Origin of the sequence: Thiomicrospira cyclica ALM1, from assembly GCF_000214825.1 — a bacterium.
Taxonomy (GTDB): Bacteria; Pseudomonadota; Gammaproteobacteria; order Thiomicrospirales; family Thiomicrospiraceae; genus Thiomicrospira; species Thiomicrospira cyclica.
This window is the reverse complement of the sequence record NC_015581.1, coordinates 1,396,151-1,422,303: the sequence shown is the minus strand read 5'-3', so window position 1 is coordinate 1,422,303 and position 26,153 is coordinate 1,396,151. Positions and strand designations below refer to the sequence as shown.

General features: G+C 46.3%; 23 protein-coding genes. 14 read left to right on the top strand and 9 right to left on the bottom strand.

Annotated features, from left to right (window positions below; genetic code table 11):
* Window positions 1-20 precede the first annotated feature (20 nt).
* From ppc to THICY_RS06285, 4 genes are all read right to left on the bottom strand, one after another.
* Window positions 21-2,828: a phosphoenolpyruvate carboxylase gene (gene ppc, locus THICY_RS06300; protein WP_013835783.1), complete on the bottom strand. Its 2,808-nt coding sequence runs from the start codon at window positions 2,826-2,828 to the stop codon at window positions 21-23.
* Between the two features lie 128 nt (window positions 2,829-2,956).
* Window positions 2,957-3,481: an inorganic diphosphatase gene (gene ppa, locus THICY_RS06295; protein ID WP_013835782.1), complete on the bottom strand. Its 525-nt coding sequence runs from the start codon at window positions 3,479-3,481 to the stop codon at window positions 2,957-2,959.
* A gap of 88 nt (window positions 3,482-3,569) precedes the next feature.
* A complete protein-coding gene (locus THICY_RS06290) occupies window positions 3,570-4,544 on the bottom strand; it encodes a class 1 fructose-bisphosphatase (RefSeq protein WP_013835781.1) in 975 nt (324 codons plus the stop codon).
* Between the two features lie 81 nt (window positions 4,545-4,625).
* The gene (locus THICY_RS06285; RefSeq protein ID WP_013835780.1) at window positions 4,626-6,158 is read right to left on the bottom strand and encodes an MltF family protein; all 1,533 of its coding nucleotides are present in this window, start codon (window positions 6,156-6,158) and stop codon (window positions 4,626-4,628) included.
* An 89-nt stretch (window positions 6,159-6,247) separates the two neighbouring features.
* On the opposite strand from THICY_RS06285, the gene THICY_RS06280 reads away from it, so the two are divergent.
* From THICY_RS06280 to rlmB, 3 genes are read left to right on the top strand one after another with little or no spacing between them, the layout of a single operon-like run.
* On the top strand, window positions 6,248-7,636 hold the full coding sequence (locus THICY_RS06280; protein WP_013835779.1) for a dihydrolipoyl dehydrogenase: 1,389 nt from the start codon (window positions 6,248-6,250) through the stop codon (window positions 7,634-7,636).
* Window positions 7,637-7,696: 60 nt separating this feature from the next.
* Window positions 7,697-10,060 carry a ribonuclease R gene (rnr, locus tag THICY_RS06275; protein ID WP_013835778.1) on the top strand — a complete coding sequence of 788 codons (2,364 nt, stop codon included), beginning with the start codon at window positions 7,697-7,699 and terminating at the stop codon, window positions 10,058-10,060.
* Entirely contained in the window at window positions 10,050-10,781 is a 732-nt protein-coding gene (gene rlmB / locus THICY_RS06270; RefSeq protein WP_013835777.1) for a 23S rRNA (guanosine(2251)-2'-O)-methyltransferase RlmB, read from the top strand. Before rnr ends, rlmB begins: the two co-directional genes overlap by 11 nt.
* A gap of 8 nt (window positions 10,782-10,789) precedes the next feature.
* Here the strand turns inward: rlmB and THICY_RS06265 are convergent, their stop codons facing one another.
* Both THICY_RS06265 and THICY_RS06260 read right to left on the bottom strand, forming a co-directional pair.
* On the bottom strand, window positions 10,790-12,001 hold the full coding sequence (locus THICY_RS06265) for a PfkB family carbohydrate kinase (protein WP_041435759.1): 1,212 nt from the start codon (window positions 11,999-12,001) through the stop codon (window positions 10,790-10,792).
* A 461-nt stretch (window positions 12,002-12,462) separates the two neighbouring features.
* The gene (locus THICY_RS06260; protein WP_013835775.1) at window positions 12,463-14,031 is read right to left on the bottom strand and encodes an inorganic phosphate transporter; all 1,569 of its coding nucleotides are present in this window, start codon (window positions 14,029-14,031) and stop codon (window positions 12,463-12,465) included.
* Between the two features lie 138 nt (window positions 14,032-14,169).
* Between THICY_RS06260 and THICY_RS06255 the strand changes: the two genes are divergently transcribed.
* Genes THICY_RS06255 through THICY_RS06215 form a run of 9 tightly spaced genes read left to right on the top strand, consistent with a single transcriptional unit; the run spans window position 14,170 to window position 21,528 of the window.
* The gene (locus THICY_RS06255; RefSeq protein WP_013835774.1) at window positions 14,170-15,039 is read left to right on the top strand and encodes a 23S rRNA (adenine(2030)-N(6))-methyltransferase RlmJ; all 870 of its coding nucleotides are present in this window, start codon (window positions 14,170-14,172) and stop codon (window positions 15,037-15,039) included.
* 17 nt (window positions 15,040-15,056) lie between these two features.
* The gene (locus THICY_RS06250; RefSeq protein ID WP_013835773.1) at window positions 15,057-15,554 is read left to right on the top strand and encodes a Na+/H+ antiporter subunit E; all 498 of its coding nucleotides are present in this window, start codon (window positions 15,057-15,059) and stop codon (window positions 15,552-15,554) included.
* Window positions 15,551-15,853 carry a monovalent cation/H+ antiporter complex subunit F gene (locus THICY_RS06245; protein WP_013835772.1) on the top strand — a complete coding sequence of 101 codons (303 nt, stop codon included), beginning with the start codon at window positions 15,551-15,553 and terminating at the stop codon, window positions 15,851-15,853. Before THICY_RS06250 ends, THICY_RS06245 begins: the two co-directional genes overlap by 4 nt.
* Window positions 15,840-16,154, top strand: a complete 315-nt coding sequence (locus tag THICY_RS06240) for a cation:proton antiporter (protein WP_013835771.1) — start codon at window positions 15,840-15,842, stop codon at window positions 16,152-16,154. Before THICY_RS06245 ends, THICY_RS06240 begins: the two co-directional genes overlap by 14 nt.
* Window positions 16,138-17,067 carry a hydrogenase subunit MbhD domain-containing protein gene (locus THICY_RS06235; protein ID WP_041435417.1) on the top strand — a complete coding sequence of 310 codons (930 nt, stop codon included), beginning with the start codon at window positions 16,138-16,140 and terminating at the stop codon, window positions 17,065-17,067. Before THICY_RS06240 ends, THICY_RS06235 begins: the two co-directional genes overlap by 17 nt.
* Window positions 17,060-17,362: a cation:proton antiporter subunit C gene (locus THICY_RS06230; protein WP_013835769.1), complete on the top strand. Its 303-nt coding sequence runs from the start codon at window positions 17,060-17,062 to the stop codon at window positions 17,360-17,362. Before THICY_RS06235 ends, THICY_RS06230 begins: the two co-directional genes overlap by 8 nt.
* Window positions 17,359-18,834, top strand: a complete 1,476-nt coding sequence (locus THICY_RS06225) for a complex I subunit 5 family protein (RefSeq protein ID WP_013835768.1) — start codon at window positions 17,359-17,361, stop codon at window positions 18,832-18,834. Before THICY_RS06230 ends, THICY_RS06225 begins: the two co-directional genes overlap by 4 nt.
* Window positions 18,744-20,372 carry a proton-conducting transporter transmembrane domain-containing protein gene (locus tag THICY_RS06220; RefSeq protein ID WP_245534947.1) on the top strand — a complete coding sequence of 543 codons (1,629 nt, stop codon included), beginning with the start codon at window positions 18,744-18,746 and terminating at the stop codon, window positions 20,370-20,372. Before THICY_RS06225 ends, THICY_RS06220 begins: the two co-directional genes overlap by 91 nt.
* A gap of 16 nt (window positions 20,373-20,388) precedes the next feature.
* On the top strand, window positions 20,389-21,528 hold the full coding sequence (locus tag THICY_RS06215; protein ID WP_013835766.1) for a PQQ-dependent sugar dehydrogenase: 1,140 nt from the start codon (window positions 20,389-20,391) through the stop codon (window positions 21,526-21,528).
* A gap of 16 nt (window positions 21,529-21,544) precedes the next feature.
* Here THICY_RS06215 and THICY_RS06210 read toward each other — a convergent pair whose 3' ends face one another.
* From THICY_RS06210 to THICY_RS06200, 3 genes are read right to left on the bottom strand one after another with little or no spacing between them, the layout of a single operon-like run.
* The gene (locus THICY_RS06210) at window positions 21,545-22,417 is read right to left on the bottom strand and encodes a fructosamine kinase family protein (protein ID WP_013835765.1); all 873 of its coding nucleotides are present in this window, start codon (window positions 22,415-22,417) and stop codon (window positions 21,545-21,547) included.
* Entirely contained in the window at window positions 22,407-23,051 is a 645-nt protein-coding gene (locus THICY_RS06205) for an ArsR/SmtB family transcription factor (RefSeq protein WP_013835764.1), read from the bottom strand. Before THICY_RS06205 ends, THICY_RS06210 begins: the two co-directional genes overlap by 11 nt.
* A gap of 19 nt (window positions 23,052-23,070) precedes the next feature.
* Entirely contained in the window at window positions 23,071-23,811 is a 741-nt protein-coding gene (locus tag THICY_RS06200) for an MBL fold metallo-hydrolase (RefSeq protein ID WP_013835763.1), read from the bottom strand.
* A 91-nt stretch (window positions 23,812-23,902) separates the two neighbouring features.
* On the opposite strand from THICY_RS06200, the gene THICY_RS06195 reads away from it, so the two are divergent.
* The gene (locus tag THICY_RS06195) at window positions 23,903-25,195 is read left to right on the top strand and encodes an MFS transporter (RefSeq protein ID WP_013835762.1); all 1,293 of its coding nucleotides are present in this window, start codon (window positions 23,903-23,905) and stop codon (window positions 25,193-25,195) included.
* A 45-nt stretch (window positions 25,196-25,240) separates the two neighbouring features.
* Window positions 25,241-26,152 (top strand): alpha/beta hydrolase, encoded by a 912-nt coding sequence (locus THICY_RS06190; protein WP_013835761.1) that lies wholly within the window; start codon window positions 25,241-25,243, stop codon window positions 26,150-26,152.
* Window position 26,153: the final 1 nt, after the last annotated feature.

Genomic DNA, 26,153 nt, shown 5'->3' with positions numbered 1-26,153 from the left:
ATCGTGCGCTTGCAGTCGTCCTAACCGGTATTACGCATACCAGCCGCAATCGCATTGATACTATTCAATAGTGGTTTTAACCAAATATCGCGCTCTTGTTCACTGACGCTTTCATCTTTAAAGCGTTTTAGCAATACTATTTGAATGTGGTTTAGTGGATCTAGGTAAGGATTGCGACGTTGTAATGATAACGCAATCGATGGTGTTTCAGCCATTAAGTAGGGATTATCACTGACCGATAGGGAGTATTCAACCGTGCGTGCGTGTTCTTCAGCAATCATGTTATAGATATGCATCGCTTGCTCACGATCACTGGCAATTTCACAATACTCTTTACCGGTAATTAATTGCGTTTTATATAAGGCCATTTGAATATTGCTTAACAAGGCACGGAAAAATGGCCACTTGTTATACATATCAAGCAGGCCTGCTTGGCTGTTGTGTTTAGTCCACTCATCAAGGGCATGGCCTGTACCAAACCAGGCTGGAAATGTTAAGCGTGCTTGTGCCCAACCAAATACCCAAGGGATGGCTCTAATTGAAGACTTGGATAAATTGCCTTTTTTGCGGTGTGAAGGGCGAGAGCCAATATTAAGCAAGCCAATTTCATTCACTGGCGTAGCTTCGTAAAAGAGCTTAAAGAAGCCTTCAGTATGGTCAGTTAGCAAACGATAAGAAGCTTCGCCATCTTTTGCAAGCTGCTCCATGGTGCTTAAATGCGTAGGATCATCTTTTGTGACATCTTTCACTAAGCATAAGGAAGCTTTCATCAAGCCGGTTACGCCCAGCGACAGTTCATAGCTGGCAGTCTCTGAGTTACTGTATTTGTAAGACAAGACTTCACCTTGTTCGGTAAATTTAATTTCACCACGAACAGTACCGGTTGGCTGGGATAAAATCGCCATATGGGTTGGGCCGCCGCCGCGCCCAATCGTGCCACCACGACCATGAAATAAACGACAGTCGATTTCAAACGCATCAGCTACTTTCATAATTTTTTGCTGAGCTTGATATAACGACCAAGCTGATGATAGGTTGCCACCATCTTTGGCCGAGTCTGAATAACCCAGCATGATTTCTTGTTGGTTACCACTGGCTTTTAATAAAGCCAGATAGGTTGGGTTATTAAATAGATTTTCGGTAACAGGTACAATGTGGCCTAAGTCTTCAATGGTTTCAAATAGTGGGGTAATATGAATATCACAATAGGGCTCACCAGCGTTGTAGCCTGCTAGGCCAGCTTGATGAGCTAGAAACAGCACCTCCATCACATGGCTGGCTTCATGCGTCATTGAAATGACATAGTTATTAAAGGCTTTAGGACTGATTTCTTTACGTAATTCTCGAAGCGCATTAAAAACTTCGAGCACTTCAGCAGTCATGGGTTTTAATGCCAGGTGCTGGGTATCAATAATAGTTGCCGATGCAACATGTTTAGCCAATAAGTTGAGCTTATCAGCTTCATCTAATTGGTTGTAATCAATCTCTAAATGACTCAATAACTCAGCAACCGCCTCAGTATGTACGGTAGATTCTTGACGAATATCCAATCGCATCAGGTAGAAACCAAAGGTCTCTACAAGACGAATCAAATCTTTAAGTGTCGCATTAGCAACGCTCTGATCGCCATGATTGCATAAGGATTCATGAATTAGCTGTAAATCCGCTAAAAACTCATCTTCCGAGCTGTAAGCAAAGCGTGATGACGATTGAGGTGGTTGTTCATTATTTAAACGGGCTTCGATATAGGCTAAGTTTTCTCTGATTCGACCACGCATTAAATATAGAAAGCGGCGATAGGGCTCATCTTTAAAACGTTCAGCACGCTTATGGAAAACTTTTTCAAGTAGGTCGGCATCAACAATCGTGGCTCGGTTAATAATATCCTGATGGATATCACAAATATGGCGCGAGTGAGTTAGCATGGCGCTAAGCTCTAATAAGCGTTTTTCGTACTCATACAGCACCGATCTTGATTGTAAATAAATCGCTTCTCGCGTTGTTTGATGGGTTACAAATGGGTTGCCGTCGCGATCACCGCCAATCCAAGAACCGAAGGTTAAAAAAGGTGGCACCTGGTGTGCTATGTCGGGATAGTGGCGACCTAATGCACGTTCTAAATAACGATAAACCTGAGGCACTGATTGAAATAACGATTGACGGAAGTAGTAGATGCCGTTTCGAATTTCGTCACTCACCGTTGGCTTGGTTTGTCTAACTTCATCTGTTTTCCAGAGTACCTGGATTTGGTAGCGGAGTTTGCTTATGACGTCTTGGCGGGTATAGCTATTATTGTGCGTTTCTGCTTCGTTGAGTCCGTCAAGTGTGACAAAGATTCGGCGTAGATTTTCCATAACCGCACGACGTTTTGATTCCGTCGGATGCGCGGTAAACACGGGAATGTATTTAATTTTACTTAATAGTTTGGATACGTCTTCACTTGCTAGACCCGCTTCTTTAAACTCACCAATGGTTTGAAGCATAGAGCCCATCCAAAGCGGTCCATCTGATTTTAATTGGCTTTGACGGCCATGATACTGATGTTCTTCTTCAGCAAGGTTAGCTAAACTGAAGTAAATATTAAATGCTCTTATAATTAGAATAAGATTTTCGGGTGATTGCTGCTCAATGAACGTAACCAACGATTGACGTAGTTCAGGATCATCTTGTTTACGAAGTTGGATGTAACCGCGGCGCAGTTTTTCGACAGCATCGAGGGTGGTGCGTCCCACTTGGCTTTCAATAACTTCACCAAGCAGTTGCCCCAGCAGTTTGACGCGCGCGCGCAATTGTTTGTCATGAGATTCAGTTTGAGCAGATACATTCATGTCAGGTGCTTTTCCAAAGAAATTTGCACAATTATAGCAGAATTAGTCGTTAATGAGGGCGAACTGTGAAATGATTAGCGAGCAAAATGGCTCGCTAATTAGGGTTAGATGTGTCTTTCTATCGGAGTCTAGCCTGGGTAGCGTTGCGCACCAGCGAGTATTTCAGCAAAAGCGCCCTCTGCGTCGGTCCAGCCCTCAATTTTCACCCATTTCCCCGGTTCTAAATCTTTGTAATGCTTAAAGAAGTGTTCGACTTGTTCCTTTAGCAAGGGAATTTGTTCAACAGCCGTGATGTTTTTGTAAATCGCGCTAAGCTTGTCTACAGGTACGGCAATGACTTTAGCGTCTTCACCACCATCATCAGTCATTCTTAACATGCCGATTGGGCGACAGCGAATAACCGACCCAACTAATAGTGGGTGCGGGGTAACAACCAATACATCAACTGGATCACCATCATTAGCTAAGGTTTGATTGATGTAGCCATAGTTGGCAGGATAGGCCATTGTGGCGCCTTGCAGGCGGTCAACCCATACTAGGTCCGTATCCTTGTCCACTTCATATTTAATCGGGGGCGCAAAAGCTGGAATTTCGATAATTACATTGATATCGTTTGGTAGATCTTTACCTGCTGGAACGGCTGCATATCCCATGTCATGTCCTTTTTATAATTACATTAGCTTAAAACAACACCACCCGCAGTGCGGGTGGTTATATCATCAGGTATCAATAATTGACAAGTTAGTCTTTTAAATAGCCCATGGCTTTTTCAACTTCATTTTTAGAGCCAAGTATGACTGGGCAACGCTGATGGATCTCTTTAGGATCAACATCCATAATGTGCTCACGACCCGTTGTAGATAAACCACCGGCTTGTTCTACAATCATACTCATTGGGTTGCCTTCATACATTAAACGCAACTTACCTGGCTTGTTTGGTTCACGGTTGTCCCATGGGTACATGAAGATGCCACCACGTACAAGAATACGGTGAACTTCAGCAACCATTGATGCGACCCAGCGCATATTATAACGCTTAGCTAATGGGCCAGTTTCGCCTGCCAGACAGTCGTTGATGTAGTTTTTCATACCATCTTCCCAGAAACGCTGGTTAGACATGTTAATTGCAAATTCATTTGTGTCGGTTGGAATTTTTACCTGTTCACGAGTCAGTACAAACTCACCGATATGGCGATCTAGGGTAAAGAAGTTTACGCCTTTGCCTGTGGTTAAAACCAATAGTGCAGATGGGCCATAAAGCACATAACCAGCCGCTACTTGTTTGCGACCATTTTGTAAGTAAATACCTTGATCATCACCTTGACGGCTGTCAGTAGGTGCTTCAAGAATTGAGAAAATAGTGCCAACAGATAGGTTTACATCGATGTTTGATGAGCCATCTAACGGGTCAAATAATACCAGGTAACGACCGGACTCAGTACCAGCAACTGTGTAGTCTTCTTCTTCAGAAGCAATACCTTTTACACAATTGTCCTCTGTAAGAATTTTTTTCAATAGGTCGTTTGATACAACATCCAATAGTTTTTGAGTTTCACCTTGAACGTTTTCAGTAACGCTTGAACCTAAAATGCCCGCCAAGTCGCCTTGACCCAGTTTATGTGAGATTTCTTTACAGGCAATCATGACATGGCTAATAACTTGTTTCAGTTCACTATTAACGCCATCACGCTTCAAAATTTCGTGCAATCTAATCATGGATTAACTCTCAGTTGGTTTAAAAAAATTCTGTAAATTTTAACCTTTTCGGCCAAAAAAACAAGTTTTTTGCAAGATTAGCTAGGGCGTTTCTTGCGATTGTGCTTGTGTGTCCAGCCTTGGGTCGCGAGTGACTCGACGCTCATCAGTCAGGTTTAATGTCGTACCAAAGGTGGTCTGGTGACGTTGTACGCTAAGAACATAATTAACGGTTTCATGACCAATGCGACGTCGTGCGACCTGCTCAACATTATAAAACCAAACATAGGGATCCAGGCCTGCTCGTTCAGCCTCTCGTTGCAATTGTCTAATGCGTGTTTGGCCGGCATTGTACGCGGCTAAGGCAAAGTTTAGGCTTTCTTCTGGTGTATAGTCGGGACCGGTAAAAATTTGTTGTTTAAGATAGGCTAGATATTTTGTTCCAGCATGAATGTTTTGTTCAAGGTCTCTGATGTTATCAATGGCAATTTGTGGTGCGGCGGCTGTTGATGGTCGTATTTGCATCATGCCAACAGCGCCTCTTGGGCTGACTAAGTGATTACGAAAACGTGACTCTTGAAAAGCAACAGCGGCCACTAGTAGCCAGTCCAGGTCGTAAAAATCAGCATAAAGTTCGAAATAGGGTCGCAGCTGACTAAGTTGATCAAAACTTTCGGCGGTTAGGCCGACTTCTTTCAGCCAGCGGTTATCAACAAAATATTTATTGAACAGGACATTGCTTAGATAGCGACCCGGCTTGGCTTGGCGTTCAATAAAGTTATTGAGGGATTCAAGTAGTTGTGGGTTATTGCTTCGGGTAGCCCAGGCTAGTTGACCGTTGTGATGAAACACAATATTCGATTTTAAAACGAGGTTATCAAGCACGCCAGACCAAGCGCGGGCAATGTGGTCGTCAACAACGGTATAGTCAATGACTCCAGCATTCACTAGCTCGAGTAAATCCTCGGCATCAAGAGTGCTCGGAGCTTGTATAATTTCAATGGGTTGCAATCCGAGTTGGCCTAAAAATTGGTTAGCCAGCATTAGATTTACAAGGTAACTGCTATGAGCAACAACCATGACTTTTTGTCCAGCCAAGTCTTCTAGACGTTCAATTTGAATGGCTTGTCGATGACTAATAAGGATTTCGTTAACGCCAGTAATGTATGGCTGGGTAAAAAGTGCCATGTTTTTTCGAGAGTCGGTAATGGTGAGGCCGGCTGCAATAATGTCACCACGGCCTTCGTTAAGGGCATCAAACAGTTGATCAAATGGTGTCGGTATAAATATTAGATGGGTTTGATAGCGCTGTTGTAATGGCCCGCGATTTAAAGTTTCCTCATAGGCGCGTAAAAATTCATACTCTAGTCCTAAGCTGCCATGCTCAGCCATAAAATAATGCGTGCGGTTATAGCTGATAAGCACTCGAATGATGCGCCGGTCTCTCATTTTATCGAGGTCGCCAAAGAAGGGTTGCATAAGACGATCGCTGTAGGATAAGAACGTTGGGCTAAGGGGGGTTGCTGAGGCGCTATTCATCGCCAAGATTGCAATTAAGGCAATCACTAGCGGGTAAAAAAGCCGGTGCAAAAAACGTCTGTGACGTTGATAAGAGTCTATAAGCCAATCAGGCATAGTGGTAAAGTTACCCTAGTAGCAGATTTTTGATTTTAGAACTTTGGTTAGGTCTTGACCAGTAAATTTTTAGTGAGACTTATAATTATATGCAAGCACATCCCAAGATTCGTAAGGTTAAGTATGCCATTATTGGTGCGGGCTCTGCCGGTTTGACCGCTTGGTCAGAAATAAAAAAGCACACAGAAGATTATATTTTGGTTGATTCTGGCCCATTAGGCACAACTTGTGCAAGGGTGGGTTGTATGCCTTCCAAGGCACTGATTCATATTGCTGAGCATTACCAGGCCTGGCAGAACGCAGAGTCATTAGGAATTAACCTGCCGTGTTTACCCGAGTTAGATGAGGCAAAGGTCATGCAGCGTGTGCGGCGCTTTCGTGATCGATTTACGTCTGGATTAATTGCCAGCACTACAGGCGGCTTAACAGACCAACATTTTATCAGTGGCCGAGCAAAAGTTTATCCCGATGGTAAGCTAGTTGTGGCTGACAAAATGTTTGAGGCTGAACGTATTATAGTAGCGGTCGGTTCAACGCCCATAGTTCCTGCTGATTGGCAAAAAGAGCTCGGTGAGTTAGCACTGACCAGTGATGACGTGTTTGAGTTGGAAACGTTACCTAAACGTCTTGCAGTTATTGGATTGGGCGTCATTGGGTTAGAGCTGGGGCAAGCCTTGTCGAAACTTGGGGTGGAGGTGATAGGCTTTGATGCGCAGGCGCAAATCGGAGGTTTACAAGATAGTTACTGTAATGAGTTTATGCTTGAGCAGATTCAAAAACATTTTCCCATCCACATAAATCAACAGGTTGTGCCGTTTAGAGATAGAAATCAGGTTAAAATAACCTACCAAGATAGTGATTGGGTTGGTGACAAAGTGCTATTGACCTTGGGTCGGCGGCCGAATGACGATTGGCGAACCCCAGAACTGCAGGGTCTTGCTATAGATCCTGTTACACTGCAGCTGGGTGATTTGCCGATATTTGTGGCTGGTGATGCTAGTGGATTTCATGGAATTTTGCATGAAGCTAACCGAGAAGGCAAAACTGCCGCCCAAAATGCTATACACTATACCCACTTACGCGGTAGTGACTATTTATGTCCATTAGCGATTGTTTTCAGTGATCCACAGATCGCCCGGATAGGGTGTGAGTATAACGAACTGGATAAAAATACGACGCTTATTGGCTCGTTCGATTTAAACTGTAATAATGGCCGTGCTATAGTAATGGATCAAGACTACGGTCGAATGCGCCTCTATGCTGATCGAGCAACTGGGCGTTTATTAGGCGGGGAATTAGCAATGCCTAATGCCGAACATCTTGGGCATTTATTGGCGTGGTCAGTGCAAATGGGACTCACGCTGCAAGACTTGTCAACCATGCCTTATTATCATCCTGTATTGGAAGAGGCTTTGCAGAATGTGATTGATGCCATGCTGGCTGAATATAATGCACTGAAAGGTTTGACGAAAAATTAATTGGGTGATGGATGGTATAGGAATACTAAGCCTCACCCCACATAAGTAAGATGGAATCGAGTGACTGAACAAACAACAACACCTGTTATAGACCCCTTTGCTGATCGTGAAGCGGAAAAATACGACAATCCTATCCCGAGTCGGGAATTTATCATAGAACATCTAACCGAACTGCAAAAACCCATGCGGTTGGGGTCGTTAGCCCAAAGTTTGGATATTGATGAGGACGATGAAGAACGTTTCGAGGCCTTATCACGGCGTTTAAAAGCCATGTTGCGTGACGGTCAATTGATTAAAAACCGTCGTGGCGCTTTTGGTTTAATCCAAAAAATGGATCTGATTAAAGGTACCGTAACTGGTCATCCCGATGGCTTTGGGTTTGTAGCCAGTGAAGAGCTAGAACGCGATTTAGTTTTGTCGGCCCATGAGATGCACAAGGTGTTACATGGTGATGAAGTTATTGTATCGATCATTGGCGAAGATCGTCGCGGTCGTCAAGAGGCTGCAATTGTTGAGGTAACGCGTCGTGCTAATGAAGAATTGGTCGGTCGTATTCATATCGAACAAAATCTAGCTTGGGTGCATCCAAATAATAACCGTATTACTCAGGATGTGTTTATTCCTGCCGACGGTTTGTTGGACGCGCAAGAAGGGCAGATAGTCCGCGTGGCGATTGTTATGCCACCGTCACAGCGCCATGGGCCGATAGGCAAGGTTATCGAGGTCCTTGGCGATTATATGGCACCGGGTATGGAGATTGATACAGCGATCCAAACCTTCAATATTCCTAATAAATGGTCCGATGCGTTATCAGCTGAGTTAGCCGCTATTCCGTCGCAATTGACTGAGCAGGATTATGTGGATCGTAAAGATTTACGTAGTCTGCCGCTGGTGACTATTGATGGTGAAGACTCAAAAGACTTTGACGATGCCGTGTTTGCTAAACGCCGCAAAAATGGTTGGCGTTTAGTCGTTGCAATTGCCGATGTATCTCACTATGTCAAAGTAGATTCAGAACTCGATAAAGAAGCTTTTGAGCGAGGTAACTCGGTTTATTTCCCTCAGCGCGTTATTCCTATGTTGCCAGAAAAACTATCTAACGACCTGTGCTCACTTAATCCGAATGTGGATCGGGTATGTATGGTCTGTGATATGTCGATTACCGATGATGGCCAACTAGAGCGCAGTCAATTTTATCAAGCGGTGATGAACTCAAAAGCTCGCTTAACCTACAACCAAGTGCATCAAATGGTCACGGATGAGTCTTCGCAGTTTAGAACTGAGTTTGCTGAAGTGGTCGACGCGGTCGATCAACTCTATGAGCTTTATCATATTTTGCATGCCGCACGAGCAGAGCGAGGTGCTTTAGAATTTGATACCGTTGAAACGCGGATTGTTTTTGATGGCGATCGTAAAATCGACAAAATTGTACCGGTGGTGCGTAATGACGCTCACCGCCTCATCGAAGAATGTATGTTGATGGCGAACGTTGCCGCAGCGCGTTATTTAAAATGGCATAAGTTACCGATTGTCTATCGTGTGCACGAGCCTCCTAAAGAAGAAAAGTTGAAAAAATTGCGCGGATTTTTGACGGACTTCGGTCTCGATTTAGCGGGTGGCGATGAACCGACAGCGCAGGATTTTGATCAGGTACTACAAGCGGCTCAAGGCTTACCGTCGGAGCATTTGATCAAAACTATTATGTTGCGCACCATGAATCAGGCCGTTTATCAGCCGGATAACAAGGGTCACTTTGGCTTGAATTTTGAGCATTATGCGCACTTTACCTCGCCTATTCGTCGTTATCCAGACCTGTTAATTCATCGCGCTATTCGCCAGGCCTGGTTAAAGCAGGGCGCGCAAGGCTTTGCCTATAATGAAGAAGATATGACTCGGATGGGACGTCATTGCTCTGATACCGAGCGTCGTGCTGATGAAGCAACTCGTGATGCTGTCACCTTCTTGAAGTGTGAGTTCCTGTCGCATCGTTTGGGCGAAGAGTATGATGCTGTCATTAGTTCGGTAACGAATTTTGGGATGTTTGTTGAACTAGATCCACTCTATATTGAAGGTCTGGTTCACGTGACAGAATTGGGTGAAGACTACTTCCATTTTGATCCGGTGCGTCATTGTTTAAAAGGCGAACGAACTGGAAAGATTTATCGCATTGGTGATCGGGTCAGAGTTCAAGTCGCTCAGGTTGTATTAGATACGCGCAAGATTGATTTGCGTTTAATCAATCAAACCGATGAGCAGACACCAGCCAATAGCGATCAAGTTTCAATCGATCAGGCCGTAGATGCTTCTGAGCCAGTCCAGGAAGAGGACGTTGGTGATGCGAAGAAAAAGCGTCGCTCGCGGTCGCGTTCACGCCCAAATAACCGTAAGCGTCGTACCCGTCCTAAGGAAAAAAATGACGGATAAAGTCTATGGGTTGCATGCGCTTGAGCCATTGTTAGCGAAACACCCCGAACAGATTTTTCAGTTGGTTTTTTGTGAAGGACGGTTAAATGCTCGTCAACAAGCCTTATTGGATTTAGCCATGCAGGTGGGCGTTAGAACTCAGCGTGCCCCCAAAAAAATCTTTGATCAACTGTCTGGCGTGCATCAGGGCGTTTATGCTGAGGTTGCGGCTCAGGCGGCCTATACGGATGCCGATTTAATGGACTGGGTTGCAAACAATACTAACCCTTTGTTGGTATTTTTGGATGAGGTTCAAGACCCACACAACCTAGGGGCGATTTTACGCACCGCTGATGCGACTGGTGTTACGGCCGTCGTGGTGCCAAAAAACAACGCGGCTGGTTTAAATGCGACCGTACGGAAGGTGGCCTGTGGTGGTGCCGAATCGGTTCCACTGGTGGTCGTAACTAACCTGGTACGCACAATAGAGCAACTACAGCAGCGCGGTGTTTGGTTTACTGGCTTGGCAGGTGAAACAGAGCAAACGATTTATCAAGCGGATTTAACTGGTCCCGTTGCAATTGTATTAGGTGCCGAAGGGAAAGGGTTACGTCCTTTAACCCGCAAAGCTTGTGATTATTTGGTGGCTATTCCGATGCAAGGGCAGGTTTCCAGTTTGAATGTATCGGTAGCCGCCGGCGTCACCCTATACGAGGCCATTAGGCAACGCCAAGCGGTTTAACACCCGATTTAATGCTCTGCAATATATATCGCACCGGTGTCTGGATCAATTTCTAAATCGACCGGTGTTAATTCCTCTCGCCAACAAGGCCCTTCAACACATACGCCGTCCTCAATTCTAAAAAAGGCATCGTGCACGGAACATTTCATAGTCATTTCAAACGGATTGATATCAATTTTGTATGCTTCATCCAAGGGTACGTCTTGATGTGGGCAATTGTTTAAGTATGCCTTAATCTCATTGTCATGCTTAATTAATACCACTTTATGCGGCAGGCCTGGTGCGGGTACAACTGTTGCGCGTGAATTGGTAATGTGTTTTATATTAGCAATAGGTTTTCGAGTAACGAGCGGTGCTAGCAAATTATCCAAACCTAATTGTTGGCATTTACGTCGTGCCAGCTGGTTGCCGGCCATAACGGCTTCTGCGAGTGTTTTTTGAGTGATTAAAGCGTCAATAGTGGCTGCAATAAAGGTATCGCCAGCGCCTAAGGTGTCTACTGGTTTTTCTAACGCTTGACTTGCTTGATGACTGGCTAGGGTGCCAGGCGCAGCAAACCAAGCGCCATCAGCTCCCCAGCAGCAAATAATGCTAGCTTGCGGTGCACGTTGTTGTAAATGGACTATCAGCGCTTCAGGATTGTCTAATCCAAGTGCTAGGGCATAAGCCTTACCGGTAAAGATGAAATTTACTTGCTCTAGCAGATCTTCAAGTCCTTCACGGGGTTTTTCTAGTTCTATCGAAATGGGTTGATGGCTTAAAAAGGTTTTTGCAATGTTTAGCATGCCTGCAAGCGCATCGGTGTTGCGTCCTTCAAAATGTAGCCAATCATAGACTTCAATTTCAATTTTGGCAAAATGCTCAAAATGGACCTCGGGTAAGTCGCGGAAGTGCACAATCGTACGTGAGCCGTTTTGTTGATTGATTTGTACATAGGAGGTTGGCGTTGAGCCTTGAATAAAGCGCTGAATGTGTTGAGTTTCAATCTGCCGCTCTTCTAGCGCCCTTTTTAAGCGTTTAGCTGCATCGTCGGTTGCTAGTGTACTGCAAATGGCACAGTCGTGACCTAGTTGGCGTAAAACTTGTAAATTATTGGCAACGTTACCCCCCATCGCAAAGATTCGCTGTTGCGCGCGTTGTTCGCTGTCTTCCGCCGGATAGTTGCTGACAAAAAGTTGCGTATCAAGAACGAGATTGCCGATGCCTAAAATGCGTGCCATGCCCGAAAAGACCCTTTGGTAAAAAATAAAACCGAATTTTAACGCTAAGGCTTTCATTGGTCACGTCTTAATCGTCAAATCATGTTTTTTTAATAAATAAATTCGAAATTGCGGTTGATTTTTGAACTGTTATTCCTCTTGTGTACTAAACGATTTAAAAAAGTGATTTTTATGTATCTACTAGGGGGTTGACATATTATTTTTTTATTTAAGTCACTGTTTTTAAAGGTTTAAGTTGAAATTTAATACGGAGTGCAATCGTTTTATTTATGCACAAAATCTGTGGATAACTTTGTGTATTGATTTTTAGAATGTGCGCCAAGTTGTTACTATCTCAACTAAAGTTTTAGATTGCTTAAAAATTAATCAGTTTGGTAACTTGATAACAGGTGATCAATTGTTTGCAAAAAAAAACCTGTCAGTTATGACAGGTTTTATGCATTGCCAAAATGGCGATTAGACTAGGCCATCATCATGCTAATACTGTAAAAAATACCAGCCGCAAGTACTGCCGTCGCAGGAACCGTAATTACCCAGGCCGCAACCACTTTCAAAATGATCGAGCGCTTAACCAATTCTTGGTTATAAGCTTTCTTAAGGCCTTTACGTTCCTTTTTAGTTAGGTGGGCATCGTTATCAAGGCTTTTTGTTTTTAGATCTTGAAGCATGCGACCTTTTTCAGCTAAGTTAGCTTTATCAAATCGACGGATAAAGGCTTCAACAATTTCACGTTCTTGACCTTCGTGGTGCTCTTCAATTTGACGAATCATCCGCTGATAGTTAGCTTTTAAGTATTCGCGCAAAAAGCCAACACCAAAAATAGCGCCAATGGTCACATGCGTGGTACTCACTGGTAGCCCTAGTTGTGACGCTAAAATAACGGTTAAAGCTGCCGCCATAGCAATACAGTAGGCGCGCATTTGATCGATATCGGTGATTTCAGTACCGACGGTTTTAATCAATTTGGGGCCATAGAGTGCTAAACCTAATGCTATACCTAGCGCACCTACAACTAGAATCCAGATAGGAATGGCCGCTTTTGAACCGCCTACATCGCCAGAGGTGAGGGCTTCGTGAATGGCAGCTAACGGACCAACCGCGTTTGCGACATCGTTGGAACCGTGTGCAAAACTCAGCAGCGCGGCCGCAAAAATTAATGGGATCGTGAACATTTGGTTGACGCCTTTTTTGCAGTTGGAGGCCGCAACCGAGGCGCGATTCACTAGCGGACGAGTAATAAAGAAAACCGCCGTGGCTACAGCCAAACCGACCAAAGCCGATGTCATGAAGCTAACCTTCATAATTTGGCTGAAACCTTTCATCATTAAATAGGTACCAAATGCCCAACCCATTAAGGCTAACAGCCATGGCACCATACGTCGGGAAGCATCCATCATATCTTCTTTGTAGGTGATGGTTCGTTTGATTAAATAGAGTAATAGCGCGGCGATTAAACCACCGAGCATCGGCGAAATGACCCAACTGGCTGCGATTTGTCCGACAGTGCCCCAGTTAACAATTGCCCAGCCAGCTGCGGCAATGCCCCCACCCATAACCCCCCCAATAATTGAATGGGTAGTTGAAACAGGTGCGCCAAGTGCGGTGGCAATGTTTAGCCATACTGCAGCTGCTAATAAAGCGGCCATCATCAGCCAAATGAAGGCTTCAGTATCATCGACATCGGCTGGATCAATAATGCCGCCCTTAATCGTGGTAATAACGCTACCGCCAGCAATAATCGCTCCAGCGGCTTCAAATACCGCAGCGATTATAATGGCGGTTGTTAAAGTCATGGCTTTAGAGCCAACAGCGGGACCTACATTATTGGCCACGTCATTAGCACCTATATTCATCGCCATATAACCACCAATCATCGCTGCAACAACGAGTGTGAAGCTAATATGACCATAGTTGATAAAGGTGTATAGTATTACGCCAATAATAAAGAGTAACGCTAAGCCAAAACGCAACAGTTCTTTACGGCTGCGTTGGCTCGCCTCTTCAAGGTGTTGAATATTTTTCAGTTCCATAAGAATCCACAGATGATTGCATAGGTTGTAATAAAAATGTAAACGGATTGTAACATTTGGGAATTAAAAGTGAAGCAAATGTTTATCTTGTTGAAATATAAGTTTTTTATTAACTTTTAAGCTTGTTAAGGACATCGAATGTTAAGTTATCAACACGGTTTTCACGCCGGTAATCCGGCCGATTTACTCAAGCACCTGGTGTTGGTCAATGTGCTAGATTATTTGGCTAACAAAAATAAACCCTTGGTTTACATAGATACTCATGCGGGTTCAGGGGGTTACAGCTTGGCAGATGCCCAGGCACAAAAAACTCGTGAGTATCAACAGGGAATTGGCAAGCTTTGGGCTTTATCTAACCAGGCCTGGTCCCCTAGTATTACAAGCTATTTAGACGTTGTCGCAGCTTTTGAAGCCCAAGCGCAACAGGCATCAGCAGCCTCGAGTTCTGGTCGTTTTTATCCAGGTTCTCCAGCGATTGCGCAAGAGTGTTTACGAGATTATGATCGCTTAGTGGCCTATGAATTACATCCGCAAGCATTTGCCCAATTAACAGCTCATACAGCTGGTGATAAACGGGTAAAAATTTATCAACAAAATGGTTTTCAAGGGCTGATTGCGCAACTCCCGCCAAAAGAGCGTCGTGGGATCATTTTGATCGATCCCCCTTATGAGTTGAAGCAGGATTACGATGAGGTGGTGAGTCGTTTAATTGCGGCGCATAAACGTTTTGCTACCGGTACCTATCTGCTCTGGTATCCGGTGGTAGAGCGTCGACGCATTGCTAAATTACACCGTGAATTAAAGGCCAGCAGTATTCGCAATATCGCAGTTTTTGAACTGGGTTGGGAGACCGATAACAATGGTCGAGGGATGACGGGTAGTGGTATGATAGTGATTAATCCGCCATGGACTTTAATGGCGTCGATGCAGCAAGATTTAGCGACACTTAAGCAGATAATTGCACCACAATCAGGCTATTGGTTGGCCGATATGCTGATTGCGGAATAATATCCGTTGGAGGAGCTATGCCATTGTTACGTATAGTAGGTATTTGGTTGGTGTTACTACTGGTCTGGTGGGCGCTTGCTGAAGGCCAATTGAGCGGTTTTGCACTCGTCTGGACTGCTGTGGTGGCCTTGCTAATTCATAAAATTTGGCCGCCTTTTCCTACGCGCTTACATTGGCGCCATTTGCCTGCTCTTATTATTTTGTTTTTACGTGCCTCTCTCTTAGGGGGCTTGGATGTCAGTCGTCGAGCCTTTCACCCCCAACCTCAAATCAACAGTTATTTTATCGACTACCCATTACAACTGCCGCCAGGTTGGGCGCGCGCGGTTTGGGTTAGTGTGATTGGTTTATTTCCAGGAACCCTAAGCGTTGCGGTGGCCGACAAATGGGTACGAGTTCATGTTTTAGATGATGGCTTGGAAGTTGAGGATGACCTAAAGGCTTTGGAATATCATTTAGCGGCGTTCATTGGCTTCGGATTGCCCACTGCGCCATCGATCAAGGAGGCGATATGATAGACCTGCTCTTATGGACTGCCGCCACGTTATTGATGTTCCTGTTAAGCTTGGGTTTATGGCGAGTTGTTAAAGGGCCCAAGTTAACCGACCGGATGCTGGCCGCCCAGTTAGCCGGTTCGACGGGGGTCGCGTTGGTTGCACTTTTGGCGTGGTTAATGAACAACAATGCCTTGCTGGATGTGGCGTTATTACTAGCCTTATTAGCGGCCATCAGTGGTATTGCGTTTGCAAAATTGTTACGGCCAGAGCAACTGCGTAAACTCAATCAAAGTGAGACGAACCATGATCATCATTGAAATTATTGCGGTCGTGTCCATTAGCTTGGGTCTGGTGTTTTTTGTGGCAGGCACACTCGGTCTGCTAAGGTTCACGGATGACTTAAGTCGTTTACACGCGCTCACCAAGGCCGATAATCTGGGACTTGGTTTTGTGCTGCTCGGACTGACCCTGTTGTTTTTCAATGCGGCGCTGTTGATGAAGTTATTTATCATTTGGGCGCTGGTGATCATCAGTGCCGCTACCGTCAGTCATGCGATTGGTCAACGGGCGTATCACCAGTTATCACAGCCGGCGGAGGTGGATGATGATCATCCTTGACCTACTCTTGGCCATCACCGTTATTCTGGTCGCGATCCGCTGCCTCTATACCCCCAATCTTGCTGAGTCTGTGGTGTTGTTTATCGTATTCGGCTTATTAATCGCCTTGATCTGGGTTAGGCTGCAAGCGCCAGACGCCGCTCTCGCCGAAGTTGCGATTGGTGCCGGCTTAGCCGGAGCATTATTGCTGGCCACTTTAAGTCAACTACAGCATACCCAAGATGATCAGCCCAAGCCTATCGTGTTATGGAGTCTGTCGATTCCGTTGTTACTGGGTGGTGCTTTGGCGTTAAGTTTGATGAGCTTGGTGCAGCCAGCGCCAGGTTTGAGTGACATGGTTGTGACCAATCTCAGTGCTTCTGGGGTTGAGCATAGGGTTACAGCGGTATTGCTTAACTACCGTGCTTGGGATACCGCATTGGAGCTCGCGGTATTAATGTGGGCTTGGGCGGCACAGCGTGCACTTGGCCCCAGTTTGTCTTGGCATGGGGTGAGGCTACAAGGACAGGTATTGGTTTATTTTACGCGTTTGCTGGTGCCATTACTGGCGCTTGTCGGTGGCTATGTACTCTGGCAAGGAGCCTATGCACCGGGTGGTGCCTTTCAAGCCGGTGCCTTGTTAGCCGCGGCACTGATTTTAGCTTTTTTGGTTCAACAGACCGAACTGGGTCAATCCCCACCGGCATTTATTACCGGCTTCATTCATAATGGTTGGATTAAAGTTTTGTGGCTTGGTGGTTTGTTGGCCTTTTTTGGTGTGGGTTTAGTAGGCCTGCTGGCTGGATTTGGTTTTATGGGTTATCCACCTGCTTACGCCGGGCAGTTAATCTTAATTATAGAGATAGCTGCAACCTTATCTATTGCGCTGATTTTGGCTGCCTTATTTACCGGTGAAGGGCGTCGCTATGAATGAAATCGCCATTTATTTAGCAACCGGTTCGGTATTATTTGGGGTTGGTTTATGGGGGGTGGTGATGCGCCCACACCTACTGCATAAGATTTTGGGTATCAATGTCATGGGTTCAGCGGTGTTCATGTTTTTCCTCGCTTTTGCTGCGCGTGCCGAACCCGCTGATGCAGTACCGCATGCGCTGGTATTAACCGGCATAGTGGTAGCAATTAGTGCGATGGCACTGGCTTTGGCTTTGATGAAACGGGTTGCTCGTGAATCCAAACAGCATCAGGCGACCCTAGAGGATACGCCATGAATGCCTTAATTCCAGCATTGGTTTTGTTACCGCTGATCGCCGGCGGATTCGCCGCTTTATTCAAGCCTCAGGCTCGGTTGATTACCGGGCTGGCTGGGCTAGCGATGATGATACTTTTAATTTTGCTCAGCCTTGATGCCTGGGGAGTGGGTGAATACCAAGGTGTTTGGATGTTAGGGGGGTGGGAGCGGCCGCTAGGCATTGCCTGGTATTTAGACGATTTAGCCCATTTGATGTTGTTGTTAGTGGGGGTCGTTAGCCTAGCTATATTTGCCCATGCGGCGTTTGATAAAGACAGTTCCGAACACCTTTGGGGGTTATGGTTGGGTGGCTGGGGCGCGATTAATGCGCTAATTCTATCGAATGATTTATTTAATATTTATGTCACTATCGAGCTACTCGGTCTAGTGGCGGTTGCGCTGGTTGCCGTGTCAACGAAAGCCGGTGCCGCCGCTGCCGCCGTGCGCTATTTGATTATTAGCTTAACCGGCTCGATGTTTTTTTTATTGGGTGTTGCGCTCGTTTATGGTCAGTATGGCCGTTTAGACCTGATAGGTTTAGCCGATGTGGTTGAAAATAACTGGGTCACCCATTTTGCCTGGTCAATGATGCTGATAGGTTTACTGGCTAAAACCGCTGCTTGGCCGCTGCATGGTTGGTTGCCTTTAGCGCATAGTCGGGCGCCAACCGCAGGCAGTGCCTTATTGTCGGCACTGGTCATTAAAGCATCGCTGTATTTAATGTGGCGCTTAGCGACCCAGCCCTTTGCCCTACTTAATAGTGAATTATTAGCGGTATTGTTCGCGGTCTTGGGCAGTATGGCGATTTTTTGGGGCTCTTGGCGGGCATGGAAAACGCCTTTGTTAAAAGAATTGATCGCTTGGTCCACCGTTGCCCAGGTAGGCTACTTGTTAATTGGGTTAGCGATTATTTTTCATCCAGCCTCCCATCTTGAGGTGATATTCGGTTTTAACCCAGCGTTGATGTTATTTTGGCTGATGGCCGCGCATGCTTTAACCAAAGCGGGCGTGTTCTTAGTCGCTGGTAACTTAATTCAATTGACCCATAGTTATCAACTGCGCGATCAGGTTATCGTATTATCCAACTCTCCCTTAACCTTATGGACGCTTGGCTTAGCAACCGTCGCTTTAGCCGGCCTGCCATTAACCTTAGGGTTTCTGGGTAAGTGGTGGTTGCTAGAATCGAGCTTATTGCTAGGGCACTATTGGTTACTGGCTCCCTTGATTCTTGGCGGGGTGTTTGCGCTGGCTTATATGGGACGCCTGTTACAACCGGCATTAGAGCTGAGTCTACTCTGTCAATTGGCGCCTAAAAATGCCGATGGTAGTGCGCCACAGTGTGTCAATGAAAGGCAATTGTCTTGGCCGTTGCTGGCTGTACCACTCATCTTGGTATTGGCGGTTTGGGTATTGGCCTTGTGGCCAGTCTATCCGTGGGGGGCGAGTCTATGATCGAAACCCTAATCGACAGCTTAATAAGCTGGACAACCGCCTACTCCTTTTGGCCGCTGGTTATTATGGGTTTATCCTTCGGTGTGGCTCTAGCGGTGTTTTTGATCGCTGAGGAGCGAGTCTGGTTACGTTCTACCGTTAATATTTTAGCCGCGTTGGTAAAACTGCTGCTGGTGTTAGCGCTGATGCCAAGCTTATTGCAAGGGCACGTTTATGAAATTGGCTGGACCATTGTTCCAGGGCTGACCTTACTGCTAAAAATTGATGGCTTGGCGATGCTGTTTTTGGTGTTGTCGGTCTTTTTATGGCTATTAACCACGCTCTATGCGATAGGTTATTTGGAAGGCGGTATTAATCGCGCGCGTTTTTTTGGTTTTTTTAACCTCTGTGTCAGTGCCACTACGGGTGTGGCAATGGCCGGCAACTTGTTTACCTTCATTATTTTCTATGAGCTACTAACCCTCGCTACCTGGCCACTGGTCGTCCATCGAGGCACTCAAAAAGCCTTGGATGCCGGTCGGATCTATTTAATCTACACCCTAGTCGGCGGTTTGGTATTACTAACCGCGGCGATAGGTCTGCATGTGTTAGTAGGTACTCAGGCGTTTGCCGTGGGCGGCTATCTCAATGATTATTGGGCAGCAAACCCTGATATGGCTCCGGTTTTATTTGGTTTGGGCTTGGTCTTTATTGCGGGCTTTGGGGTGAAAGCAGCGCTGTTTCCGTTTCATGGTTGGTTGCCAACGGCGATGGTCGCACCAGCACCAGTGAGTTCCTTGTTGCACGCGGTGGCGGTGGTTAAAGCAGGCGCCTTTGGTTTAACCCGTTTTGTCTATGAGATTTATGGCATTCATGTGTTTAGTGATCTGTATTTGCACTGGGTGCTGTTGGTGTTGGCCAGCTTTACCATTGTTTATGGTTCGGTGCGTGCGCTCTATCAAAGCGACATTAAAAAGCGGCTGGCGTTTTCCACGGTGAGCCAGGTGTCCTATGTTGCGCTAGGGCTGGCTCTTGCTGGGCCGGTAGGCGCGATTGGCGGTATGATTCATATTGTGCATCAAGGGTTTATGAAGATTACGCTGTTTATGGCTGCGGGTAACTATGCTGAAACCCTAGGGATCCATAAAATTAAGGAGCTCAATGGCGTCGGGCGGGTAATGCCCCTAACCACGTTGGCTTTTACCATCGGTGCGCTTGGCATGATTGGTTTACCACCGCTGGCAGGGTTTATTACCAAATGGTATTTGGGCTTGGGTGCTTGGGAGAGCGGTTTTTATTGGGTTATCGGCGTGTTGGTAATTTCCAGTTTATTAAATGCCGCGTATTTTTTACCGACGATTTATCGAGCTTGGTTTTTACCACCACCCGCCGAATGGCCACATCGCCAGGTATTAAGTCAGCGTTTTGAAACCCATTTTTTATTATTAGCACCGCCACTGGTTACCACGATTATGATCATAGTGCTCGGAGTTTGGGCAGGTCATCTTGCGACCCCGTTAGGCTGGGTATCTACCCTGGTGGCCAGTGAATTTAAATGAGTTTGGGTGAGGATTTATGACGGATTTTAAAAGCTGTTCGCGAGGTCGGTTTGGTTTGGTGTCAGGATTCATTTTGGCATTGATGATGTCTTTGTCCTATGCCTATGCGGACGCTAGTTTTAAGTTAGAGCGCTTGGCTTCGGGTTTGGGCGTTGTCTGGGCAATGGATTTTGTCAGCGAGCATCAATTGGTATTTACGCAGCGCTCTGGCGAGGCGGGTATCTTGGATATTCAAACCGGTCAAGTCACTTGGTTAGCAGGCCTGCCGGCGGTGGCAGCAAGTGGGCAGGGTGGGTTACTAGATGTGAAGTTTTTAGCGCAAGATGCGCAGAACCAGGCCTGGTTATACTTCACCTATAGTTATCCGGATGAATTTGGTGCGCGAACCACCTTAGCGCGGGCACAATGGCCAGATTTAACCCAATCAAATCAGTTGCAAAATTGGCAAGATTTGTTGATAACCGAATCGGCCACCGGTAGTGGCCAGCATTTTGGTAGCCGGATTGCCTTTGATGATCAGGGCTATGTGTTTTTTGGTGTCGGTGATCGCGGTGAACGCCAACAAAGTCAAAACACGCGTAATCACATCGGCACCATTATGCGTTTGCATTTTGATGGTCGCGTGCCGGCGGACAATCCGTTTGTTGGTAACCCTGAGGTGTTGGATGAAATTTGGAGCTTTGGTCATCGCAACCCACAAGGCATGGCGTTTGATTTTGCAACCGGGCGTTTGTGGTCAAACGAACACGGCCCACGCGGCGGTGATGAGATTAATTTAATCCAGCCAGGTGAAAACTATGGTTGGCCGTTGGTGTCGCAGGGTCAAGAATATTGGGGTAATCAGGCGATTGGGGTGACCAGTAAGCCGGGTATGATTGATCCGGTGAAGGTGTTTACACCTTCGATTGCGCCAGGAAGTTTATTACTCTATCGCGGTGCGGCATTTCCGCAGTGGCAGGGCAGTTTGTTTTCAGGGGCGCTGGCATTGCGTCACTTAAATCGGGTGACACTCAATCAGCAGGGTGAGGCGGTGAGTGAGGAACGCTTGTTAGTTGATTTGAATGAACGGATTCGTTCCTTGGCGGTTGACCAAGCCGGTCTGCTTTATTTTAGTACTGACAGCGGCACTATCGCGCGCTTGCGCCCCGTTGATTAAATCAGCTTAAACCAGATTAAAGCTGGCTTAGTAGGTCATCTATCAACTGTTCGGCTTGGTGTTGATAATGACCACCAAATAGGTTGAAGTGGTTTAGAACATGATAAAGATTGTAAAGGGGTTTGCGCTGCTGATACCCCGCATCTAACGGCCAGGCCTGGTTGTAACCTTGATAAAATGCGGGGCTAAAACCGCCAAATAATTCGGTCATGGCGATATCTGTTTCGCGGTCACCATAGTAACTGGCCGGATCGTAAATGACCGGCTCGCCTTGCACAGTAAACGCACTATTCCCTGCCCACAAATCGCCGTGCAATAACGACGGCACTGGCTTATAGTGTTCAAAAAACACGGCGAGGTTTTCAGTCAATTGTTGGCCCTTTGCAAGCAAGCGCCTGCTGGCACCTTTTTGCAGGGTCAGCGCCAACTGTGGTTCGAGGCGTTGCTGTCGATAAAAGTCCAGCCAATCTTGTTGCCATGCATTGCGCTGAGGCGTGTGGCCAATAAAGTTATCCTGTTCCCACCCAAATTCGCGATGTGTTGTGCGATGTATCGCGGCTAAGGCTTGACCGCGTTTAAAATCATCACCGCGATGGGTCAGTTGCAGATAATCCATTAATAACCAGGCCTGCTGGTCGGTTTCGCCTTGCGCAATCACGCTTGGGCAGTGAATGGTTTTGCTTTGCTGAATTCGTTCGAGTGCCAAGGCCTCTGCGGCAAACACCGGCGCGGAGCTTACCCGGTTAACTTTTAAAAACCATTGTGTTTGTGCGGTGGTCAGTAACCAGACCTGGTGAATATCGCCACCGGCTACCGGTGCTATGTTTTGGATATCGAGTGTTTGATTTAGGCTGTTATTCAGCGAGTTGATAAGCTGTTCAGAGAGCATGACTCAATTGCTGCCATTCAGGATAGCCCTCGGCCAAGCGCTTGGCTTGGATGCCGTGTTGTTGTAATTGGTCGAGTGCTTGTTGTGACCACATACAATAAGGTCCGCGGCAATAAACCACTAGGGTTTTATCGCTGTGCAGTTCGGGCAGTTTTTGTGCCAGTTGTTCAATCGGAATATTAATCGCTTGCGGAATATGCCCGGCGGCAAACTCATCCGCCGGACGAACATCTAACAAGGTGTAAGGTTGGTTAAAGTCTTTTAAGGCGTTGAGTGAAATCGGTTCAAATGGCGTATTGGGTTGTAAATGGCTTTGTAACAAGCTTTGCATCGAATCTAGTTGTGACTCGGCCACGTCGCGCAAACTGACAATTAAGCGAAACACACTGGGATCACTTAAGCCATAGACCACACGCTGCCCTTGGCGTTCGTTGACCACCAGCCCTGCTTGTTTGAGGGTTTGCAAATGCTTAGATACATTGGCAATACTCAAACCGAGTTTTTGATGCAGGGTATCCACATCGCTCTCGGTTTGCGCCAGAACGTCTAAAATCATCAGTCGATTCGCATGCCCCAGCGCTTTGCTAACCTGCGCTAACTGATCAAACAAATTGTATTTAAGTGAATTCGCCATACAAGCGATTATACATTAGCTATGCTTTATTCGGATTAACATTAAACGCGATGATTTTGTCCATACCTTCTGGCTGGGGTAGAACGGTGCCTTTGACGTGGTTAACAAACGCATCGCGGTCCAGTTTTAGCGTTGGGTTAAAGCGTTTTTCAAACCCGATGGTAGAAACCGGTTTGCCGCTAATACCGGCACCGCAAACACTGCCCGCTTGTGCGCCGGGCAAAATTTCAATGTAATCGGCAAGCGGTAGGATTTTTTGGTCTAAAGAGTCAAATAATGCGCCAGCTAAGATAGTTTCTTTACCATGCAAGTCTGGGCGGCCAACACTGCCAACAAATAAGGTGTGACCCGTGACTAAAAACCAGGGGTCGTCGCAACGTGATTTGTCGGTGACCAATAAACAAATACTGTCTTCAGTGTGGCCGGGGGTGTGAAGAATTTGCGCATGCACATTGCCTGCTTCAATGACTTGGCCATCCGCTAATGGGGTGAATGCACACTGCGCCACTGAGTCTTTAAACAAGCAATATTGGCCGCCACTGCGTTGGGCTAGTTCCGCTCCGCCGGTAAAGTGGTCGGCATGAACATGAGTATCCACGACATAGGCAATCTTGACGCCTTTTTGGGCGGCTTTTTCTAAATAGATCTCTACTTCATCTTGATGAACATCGACCGCAATCGCTAACCCTTGACCGACACAACCAAGCATATAGGATAAAGAACCGGGTTCGGAGTCGGGGGTGTGTTGGAATAAAAACATACTATAACCTCGTGCCAGATTAGATTTCGAATTGACACTATACGACCTTGTCGGCTAATATTCAACCAATTAGTTGAATATAGGGTTTCAAATGCATAATCAAATAATGCACGGTATCAAAGCCAATCTGAATCAGATTGTACAGCAGCTGATTCAGGTGTTTTTAGTTGGTTTAGCCTTGGGTATGACCCGAACCGTGGTACCAGGCCTGGCGGAAAGCGAGTTTGGTTTAGCGGCAAATGCCTTTATGAGTCTGGTGATGTTTGTGTTCGTGTTTGGGCTGGTAAAGGCGAGCATGAACTTGGTGGCGGGTCATTTAAGTGAGCAGTATGGGCGCCGTCGATTATTGGTAGTCGGTTGGTTATTGGCTTTACCTGTACCCTTCTTAATCTATTATGCGCAAAGCTGGTCATGGATTGTCTGGGCGATGGTGTTTCTAGGGTTAAACCAAGGCCTGTGCTGGTCGATGGCACTCAATAGTAAACTCGATTTAGCCAAGGCGAATCAAAAGGGATTGATTAACGGCTTAAATGAATTTTCCGGTTATGCGGCGGTCGGCCTGGCAGGCTGGATGACGGCGTATTTAGCTGAAGTGTATGGCGCGCGTGAAGCCTTATTAGGTTTTGGTCTGGTGGTGATAGGTTTAGGTTTAGTGCTCGCGATCTGGAAAGTATTGGATACGCGTCCTTGGTCGAACTTGCATCAGCGTCATTATGACAATAACCAGCATAACCAAAGTCAGAACAACCAACACCACGGTGATGATGGTGAAAAACAAACCGAGCAAAAACAATCCCTGGCGCAAGCATTCAAAATCGGCACCTTTCAACATAAACAACTGGTCGCACTCAATCAAGCAGGCCTGGTGGAAAAGTTTATTGACGCCTTGGTATGGATTTTTATGCCGGTCTATTTGATTTCGCAAACCCAAACACTGGTGCAAGCCAGTGGAATTATTGCGGTTTATGGCGTGGTCTGGGGCGCGTCTCAACTCATCACCGGCCCGGCATCGGATAAGTTTGGCCGGCGCGCACTGATTGTTGGTGGGTTTTGGTTGTGTGCGATTACCAGTATTAGTTTTGTCTGGGTGGATTCGATGGCCGCTTGGTCTTTGCTCGCTGCTTTTATGGGCTTCGGTATGGCAATGCTTTATCCCACGTTGGGCGCGGCGGTGGCCGATTACAGTCAGCCAAAACAACGTGCCTCGATGCTGGGTGTGTATCGTTTTTGGCGCGATTTTGGTTATGCCGCCGGCGCGCTATTGTTGGGCTTACTGGCCTTCTATACCAGCTCAGTCGTATGGCCGTTTTACTTTGTCGGCGCGATGATGTTTTTATCTGGATTATGGGTATACTTAGCTTTGAAGCCGCAAAAGATAGTTTAGTTACAAAAAATCACGAAAGAGCAATTATCTCTGTAGGAGGAGACGATGAAACAAACGCTGACCGCGATGAAAAACACGGTGCTGACCGGTTTATTAGCTGCCTCCATGGCTTTTGCAGGCTTGGTGAACGCCGAAGAAATTAAACAAACCTGGCAGGGTAAAACCTTGAATGCCAATTTAGAAATGGCGGATGGCAAGAGCTACAGCGATGAATTTGTGTTGCTGCTGCATGGCACCTTAACGCACAAAGGGCGCTCAACCTACATGGCGTTACAGCAAAACCTGGTCGAGCAGGGCATCAGTTCGTTATCGATTAACTTATCTTTTGGTTTGAATGACCGTGATGGCGAGTATGACTGTGCCGTACCTCATACCCACAAACACACTGATGCTTTAGATGAAGTAGGGGTGTGGCTGGATTGGCTAGAGCAGCAGGGCGCAAATAACGTAACCTTAATGGGGCATTCACGAGGCGGCAATCAAATTGCTTGGTTTGCCACCGAACGTGATCGTGACTCGATTGCTAATGTGGTGTTATGGGCACCGGCCACCGGCGCACAACAATCGCATGAAAGCTACGAAGCCAGTTTTGGTAAAGCGATTGGGCCTATTTTGGCACAAGCCAAAGACCGTATTAAAGCCAGCAAGGGCGATGAATTAATGCAGGGCATTGATTTTATCTACTGCCAAGATGCCCAAGTTACCGCGGCTGCGTTTGTGGATTATTATGACATTAAGCCACAATTTGATACGCCAACCTTATTAAAGTCGGCTAAAAAACCGACTTTGGTGATCATTGGTTCCGACGATGATGTGGTGGCCGATTTGCCTGGCGCGATTGAAGCATTGGGCGATTTAGCCAAGGTGCAGACCGTAACCATAGACGGTGCTGATCATTTCTTCTTAGACTTCTATAACGAAGACTCCGCCATCGCTGTGCGTGAGTTTTTGAATTAAG